General features: G+C 69.1%; 6 protein-coding genes, 1 pseudogene and 1 riboswitch. Of the genes and pseudogenes, 1 reads left to right on the forward strand and 6 read right to left on the reverse strand.

The genetic code is table 11. The features are described 5' to 3' along the window. Positions 1–24: 24 nt before the first annotated feature. From JWN68_RS09795 to JWN68_RS09810, 4 genes are all read right to left on the reverse strand, one after another. Positions 25–1,023: a C40 family peptidase gene (locus JWN68_RS09795; protein ID WP_297738189.1), complete on the reverse strand. Its 999-nt coding sequence runs from the start codon at positions 1,021–1,023 to the stop codon at positions 25–27. A 27-nt stretch (positions 1,024–1,050) separates the two neighbouring features. Next, positions 1,051–1,204, reverse strand: a riboswitch (cyclic di-AMP (ydaO/yuaA leader). 131 nt (positions 1,205–1,335) lie between these two features. Then, positions 1,336–1,542 (reverse strand): hypothetical protein, encoded by a 207-nt coding sequence (locus JWN68_RS09800; protein ID WP_297738191.1) that lies wholly within the window; start codon positions 1,540–1,542, stop codon positions 1,336–1,338. A gap of 41 nt (positions 1,543–1,583) precedes the next feature. Then, positions 1,584–2,954, reverse strand: a complete 1,371-nt coding sequence (locus JWN68_RS09805) for a hypothetical protein (RefSeq protein WP_297738192.1) — start codon at positions 2,952–2,954, stop codon at positions 1,584–1,586. A gap of 11 nt (positions 2,955–2,965) precedes the next feature. Continuing rightward, positions 2,966–3,241, reverse strand: a complete 276-nt coding sequence (locus JWN68_RS09810; protein WP_297738194.1) for a hypothetical protein — start codon at positions 3,239–3,241, stop codon at positions 2,966–2,968. Positions 3,242–3,303: 62 nt separating this feature from the next. On the opposite strand from JWN68_RS09810, the gene JWN68_RS09815 reads away from it, so the two are divergent. Next, positions 3,304–5,082 (forward strand): DEDD exonuclease domain-containing protein, encoded by a 1,779-nt coding sequence (locus tag JWN68_RS09815; RefSeq protein ID WP_297738196.1) that lies wholly within the window; start codon positions 3,304–3,306, stop codon positions 5,080–5,082. On the opposite strand, the gene JWN68_RS09820 is transcribed toward JWN68_RS09815, so the two are convergent. After that, positions 5,023–6,381: a hypothetical protein gene (locus tag JWN68_RS09820; protein ID WP_297738198.1), complete on the reverse strand. Its 1,359-nt coding sequence runs from the start codon at positions 6,379–6,381 to the stop codon at positions 5,023–5,025. The two genes, JWN68_RS09815 and JWN68_RS09820, sit on opposite strands and share 60 nt — an antisense overlap. 45 nt (positions 6,382–6,426) lie before the next feature. Next, positions 6,427–6,537, reverse strand: a pseudogene (locus JWN68_RS09825) (Lrp/AsnC family transcriptional regulator); the annotation flags it as partial.

The raw sequence follows: 6,537 nt of genomic DNA on the forward strand, positions 1-6,537 counted from the left end.
TGCCCGGTCTTCGAGGTCAGGCCATCAGCCAGGGCGGACCGCGCCGACATAGGGCATGGAGTAGAGGCCGGCCACGGCGACGCCGGTGCCCGGGTTGGCGGCGTGCACGATCAAGCCGTTGCCGATGTAGAGACCGACGTGGCTGATCGGGGAGTAGTAGAAGACCAGGTCGCCGGGCTGCAGGTCGCTGGCGGAGACGTGCGCACCGGAGCCGTACTGCGCGCTCGATGAGTGGGGAAGACCGACACCGGCCGCACCCCAGGCACGCATGGTCAGGCCCGAGCAGTCGAAGGCGCTGTCGCCGGTGGCGCCGTAGACGTAGGCGTCGCCGACCTGAGCCATCGCGTAGGCCACGGCAGCTGCGGCGCGACCGGACGCAGGAACGGCGGTCGTGGGGATGCGGCCGGTGCTGCGCGAGCTGGAGGTCGCGAGCAGGCGCTCGCGCTCCTCGGCCTCCAGGTCGGCCAACAGGTCCTTGGCGTCGGCGAGCTTGGAGTCGATGGTCGACTTCTCGTCCTCGAGCTGTTCAGTGGTCTCGGCGATCTCCGCGGCGCGCTCGGCAGTCGCCGCACGGCGCAGGTCCAGGGCCTGTAGCTCGGTGGAGTAGTTGTCGAACATGCTGTCCTGCAGGTCGTTGAACCCCGACATGGTCGAGAGCTGACCCAGGAAGGCGCTGGGGTCGTCCGAGACGACGACCTGGCCGACGGTGGAGATGGCCTCACCCTGGTAGCCGCGCAGGATGGAGTCCGCGACCTCGTTGCGGACCGCCTCGAGCTTCTTGCTCTGGCGGTCCTCATCGGCACGCAGGGCCGCGAGGTCCTTGCGTAGTTCGTCGAGGTCGAGCTTGGCGTCGTTGTAGCGCTCCGAGGCCTGTTCGGCCTCGTGGTAGAGGCGATCCACCTTGGCCTCGACGTCCTTGATGTCCGGTTCGGCCTGGGCGGGTGAGAGGGGGGCGAGGCCGATGGCAAGCAGGGCGGTGATTCCCAGCAGCGCGCTGCCGAGTCGCATCCGGTCGTGATTCACGAGCGGGGGGTTCTCCTTGTGTGTCGTACGTCTACCAGGTGAGCTGACGGGTTCGGGCACGACATGCCCTACGCGCCCTCCGCCATGCACGAGCGCATGTCCTCGGAAGCGATTCACCCCAGACGGGACGTGGTTCCCCGGCTCCGACCCACTGACGGGGTCAGGGGGGTCGGACTCGACGCGGCGTCCGCGCGGACCCCAGTGGCCCACTTCCACGAACGCCTGAGCTCATCACCCTAGTCGCCTGCGGGGGGCCCTGCCAATCTTCGCCGAACTTTCTCCCGATGTCGGCACCAGCCGCCTGCTCTTCGCTCAGGCAGACTCCACCTCGGGCGCCACCACCGGCTGGACCAGGCGCAACGGTGGCACCAGTCCTCCGGCCGCGAGCGCCTCCAGGGCGCGCCGTTCGTCGTCGTCGAAGGTCAGCTCCGGCGGGGGACCCAGCAGCACGGTGACCATGCAGTCGTGGCAGGCCAGACCGCGGACCAAGCAGGTGTCGCAATCGATTCGTGTCGTCATGGGTGCACCGTGACAGTCGGCACCGACACTGGGCCGGATCGTCAACTGCGCAGGTAGAGCAACCACTCGCTCGAGAGCTCGGTCAGGTCGAAGCCGGGAGTGCCGGCCATCTGTGCCGCAGCAGGGGTGCCCGCCTCCACCAGCACGGCATCGCTGCCTGCGACGGCTCTCGCCATCCCCGGGCGACCTGACATGAAGTCGAGGTAGGCGCTCTGGTCCTCCTGACCGAAGGCGTCCAAGGGGTTCGCCAGCCAGACGCGGACGCCGTGGACGGCCAAGCTCTCCACCACCGGCTCGGGGGCGAGCACGACAAGCCCCGGGGCCGACTCCCGTACCTCTGCAGCGAGAGCGGTGTCGGTCTCGGACCTCGCCTGCGACCGCTGCACGAGCACGCCACCGCAGATCCCCAGGCCCACTGCCAGGACAATCAGGGGCCGCAGACCCGGCCATCCCGGCGGGGGACGCCCGAGGGCTCTCGCCCGGACCAGTCCGTAGGCCGCCGGCGCTGCGAGGAAGAGCAGCAGCCAGACCCCGTTGCGGGCGGCCTCGGCCGTGGCGACGGCGAGACCCGCCAGCGCGACGTACTCCCACGGCGCCAGCTTGTGCCGGAGCGCACATCCGCCGAGCACGACGGCTGCCACGATCATGAGCACGTCGAAGGGGTTGGTCAGGCTGGGGGCGGCCCAGAGCCCTTCCTTCTGCGCTGCAGCCTGGTTCCGCAGGACACCGAGGTAGTAGTGAGGGGTTCGCCACCCAGCCGGGTTGAGCAACAACGCACCCAGCGTCGAGATGCCGATGAGAAGGGTTTCGACGAGTCGGTGGCGGAGCCGTGAGAACAGCAGGTAGGCGCCGATCACACAGACCCCGAGAAGTACCGAGCCGTGCAGGTTGCCCCAGATCGCGACCAGGGCAGGCGCCCACCACATCGCCCGACTGGGTCGAGCGTGCTGAGCGCGGACCAGGATGAGGACGATCGCGAACGGAACGAGGGAGAACGACTGCAGACGGACGACCCCGAACGTCGCGATGCCGCCCAGCAACAGTGCCCCGAGCACAAGGGCCGTCGTGAGATCTGTCCCCCCGCGGAGTCGCGCACCGACAGCGACGAGCCCCAGCGCCGTGAGCACAAGGAGGTAGTGCCACACCAGCAGGCCCGCGAGCCCGGCCTCATGTACGAAGGAGAGCACGAGCTCGGAGAGCAGCAGGGCAGGAGGCCATCCCTCACTGCTCGCAGCCGCGAACGGGACGCCGTCGGGCACCGTGCCGGTCGCGCGGACGTGATCCCCCATGGCCACGAGCCACAGGAGGTCCGCCCCCACCAGGATCAGCAGCGCGAGGAGGAGGCCGCTGACGAACAAGCTCGCCCCGACGGCGCGGCACGTCCTGTCCTGCTCGTCACGTCCACCTGTCACAGCGACAAGGTCTAGTCGGAGGCCGAGGAGCGGCTGGTCGGGTCATCAGTAACGGAAGCCTCGTGGCGGCTCACGAGCTCGATCGCATCATCGCGCCCGCACCAGCGGCACGACACCAGCTCGACCGACTCGTCCTTGACCTCGATCGACTCGACACCGTGGTCACCCGCGAGGTCGAAGTGCCAGAACTCCGTCGTACGACGGCTGCGGGTCACGTCGAAGCGGGTGAGGTTCCCACAACCACCGCATCGCCACCGGTTGGACTCGTCAGGAAGCTCTGGGGTCACGCACTCAGCCTAGTGGCGCGCCCTGCCGGCAGATGTCGGTGGTGCGATCTAGCGTCCTCGCCATGAGCACCACAGCGTCCGCGCCCACGCGTTGGGAGGCCCAGCGCAGCTTCGACGAGCTGGGGCGGCCATTGCGCGACATCACGTTCTGCGTGGTCGACCTCGAGACAACCGGCGGCTCGGCCGCCGCCGGATCCATGATCACCGAGATCGGTGCGGTCAAGGTCCGCGGCGGCGAGGTGCTGGGCGAGTTCCAGACGCTGGTCAATCCGTATGCCGCCATTCCGCCCTTCATCGCCGTGCTCACCGGCATCACCAACTCCATGGTGAGCGACGCCCCGTCCATCGAGTCCGCACTGCCCGCCTTCCTGGAGTTCGCCGCCGGCAGCGTCCTGGTCGCCCACAACGCGCCGTTCGACGTGGGTTTCCTGCGTCACTTCGCCAGCCTCCAGGACATCGCCTGGCCGGGCTTCGAGGTCGTCGACACGGCGAAGCTGGCGCGGCGCGTGATCACCCGGGACGACGCGCCCAACTGCAAGCTCTCGTCGTTGGCCCAGCTGTTCCACGCCACCACCACGCCCGACCACCGCGCGCTGTCCGACGCCCGCGCGACAGTCGACGTCCTGCACGGGCTGATGGAGCGTCTCGGGGGCGTCGGTGTGCACACGCTCGAGGAGCTGCGCACGTTCACCTCCAAGGTGTCCACCGCTCAGCGGCGCAAGCGGCACCTGGCCGAGGGGCTGCCCCACGCTCCGGGCGTCTACCTGTTCCGTGACGACAGCAGCCGGGTGCTCTACGTCGGGACGTCGAAGGACCTGCGCAGCAGGGTCCGCACCTACTTCACGGCGTCCGAGACCAGGTCGCGGATGGGAGAGATGATCGGACTGGCGGAATCCGTCACCGCGATCACCTGCGCCACCCCGCTCGAGGCCGAGGTCAGGGAGCTGCGGCTGATCGCCGAGCACAAGCCGAAGTACAATCGGCGCTCGCGGTTCCCGGAGAAGATGCACTTCGTCAAGCTCACCCGCGAGATCTGGCCACGACTGTCCCTGGTCCGCCGCGTGCTCGACGACGACGCCGACTATCTCGGCCCGTTCTCGTCGCGGAAGACAGCAGAGAAGTGTCTGGCGGTTCTGCACGACACGTTCCCGGTGCGGCAGTGCTCCGACCGAATCGGAGCACGTCAGTCACGCACCCCGTGCGTGCTGGCCGAGATGGGACGGTGCCTGTCCCCCTGCGACGGCAGCGCCGACCCGGCGACCTATGGCGCGGTCGTCAGGTCCGTGCGCGACACGATGCTGCGCCGCCCCGACGAGGTGGTCGACGCCATCAACGCACGGATGACGGCGCTGGCCCAGCTTGAGCGGTTCGAGGAGGCCGGGGTCCACCGGGATCGACTCGCGACGTTCGTGCGGTCGGCCGCCAGGACGCAGCGGCTCTCCGGGCTGGCCGCATGTTCTGAGATCGTGGCCGCCCGGCGCGAGGACGACGGCAGGTGGGCGGTCCACGTGGTGCGTTTCGGCAGGCTCGCCTCGGCCGGGGTCATTCCACCCGGGGCGGACGCCCACCACTTCGTCGAGCAGCTGCGGGCCGGCGCCGAGACCGTGAGCGGCGCACCGGGCCCGGTCCCCTCTGCCACGGCAGAGGAGAGCGAGAAAGTTCTGCGCTGGCTGGAGGCGCCGGGCGTTCGGCTCGTCGAGGTCGATGGCGACTGGGTCTGCCCGGTCGGCGGCGCCACCCGTCACCTGGCGGTCTACGACGCCCTCAACGAGTCCCGGCTCTCAGTGGTCCCGTTCGACGAGCGACGCCTCCCGGCTTCCGTCCATCGGCAGGTCAGGTGACGTCCCCAGGTCGCCCGGCCAGGCGGCAACACCGATGACCAGACAGCCGTAGACGAGAAAGTAGTAGTTGACGTGGCCCTGCTTGGACAACAGCACCGTCGCCAGGAGCGCCAGACCGACACCCAGAGCCGTCCACGTCGCTGAGGGTTCCGCGGTGCGTCGGATCCACAGCGAGACGGCCAGGCCACCCACGACGGACAGCACGGACATGGCGTCGGCCGGGATGGGCACGCCCGCGCCCACCAGATCGACGGTGAGCGACACCGAGTCCGACCGGAAGGGCTGCTCGAGGTGCAGCAGCACGACCGATCTCCAGAAGTCGGCGGGGCCGAGCAGGAAGAACCCGGCGACCAGCAGGGCCGACGTGCCGACGGCGGCGAGGATGCACGTGGTCCCGAGCCGAGCCCGGATGTGCCTCTCGATCGGCAACAGCACGACGGCGTACTGCTTCGTGGTGAGAAGGAGCACCAGTCCGATCGCTCCCAGGCGTCCCCAGGCCCGTGCCATCGCGAAGGCGACGATGGCGACGCCGAGCAGCATCAGCGGTTCGACCCAGTAGCTGACGACCGTGGTCACCGACAGGGCGTTGGCCGGCAGTGTCGCCACCACGACGCGCCCCACGAGCTCGGAGGTGAGCCGCCACGCCAACGCGGTGGTGACGAGGACGGCCAGCGCGCTGGAGTAGCGCACGTCGCCGAGGAGGTGTCCGGGCAGGTCGGCGAACAGCGAGCCGGGAAGGTACGGATAGCCCACATCGAGGCGACCGCGGTCGATGAACTCCGGAGACCAGAAGGCGGCAGTGTCCTCGGCGTTGTAGGGGTTGGGAAATGTCAGGGAATAGGGGTTGACGCCCCGGAGCAAACCGTCGAGTGAGTCCTCGACCAAGATGCCGACGTCACCTGTCGGGTGGATCCGCTGGATCATCGTCACGAGGTAGCCGGCCATCACGGCGAGGTGGAGGTAGAAGGTGCTCGGCCAGAGGGTCGCCATCACGCTCGACGCCATCATGACGACGACCACAGCGACGGGCACGAGGACCGGCGCGTCCGGCACGGCGAGAACGACCAGCGGGAAGGGGACGACGACCCCGAGCAGCGCGACCACCACGGCAGCCGGTCGAGTCAGCGATGACTCGCTCCCCCGGGATCGGGTCGCCGCTGCTGCCACGACCAGCAGACCCGTGAGGGGGACACTGACGGCCAGGATGGGAGCCGTCCCGAAGGCACCGGCCGCGATCAGCAGCAGGAGGACGAGCAGCGGCAGCCGCGTGGGCCACGGGGAGTCGGTGTTGACGGACACCCGCGGGAGGCTAGCCCGGCCCGGGAGGGCCGGTTGCGGACTCTGCTACTCCAGACCGAGGGAGAACGCGGATTCGAGGTCGTGCTTGGAGAAGGTGCGGAAGGCGATGTGCGTCTCGGTCGAGGTGACTCCGGTGACCTTGTTGAGCGAATCGGC

Source organism: Nocardioides sp., from assembly GCF_025964975.1.
In the GTDB taxonomy this organism is placed as follows: Bacteria; Actinomycetota; Actinomycetes; order Propionibacteriales; family Nocardioidaceae; genus Nocardioides.

What these genes read in the sequence shown, in the direction of transcription:
- JWN68_RS09800 (WP_297738191.1), bottom strand. Translation starts at nt 1,542, where the DNA reads ATGACGACACGAATCGATTGCGACACCTGCTTGGTCCGCGGTCTGGCC.
- JWN68_RS09815 (WP_297738196.1), top strand. Translation starts at nt 3,304, where the DNA reads ATGAGCACCACAGCGTCCGCGCCCACGCGTTGGGAGGCCCAGCGCAGC.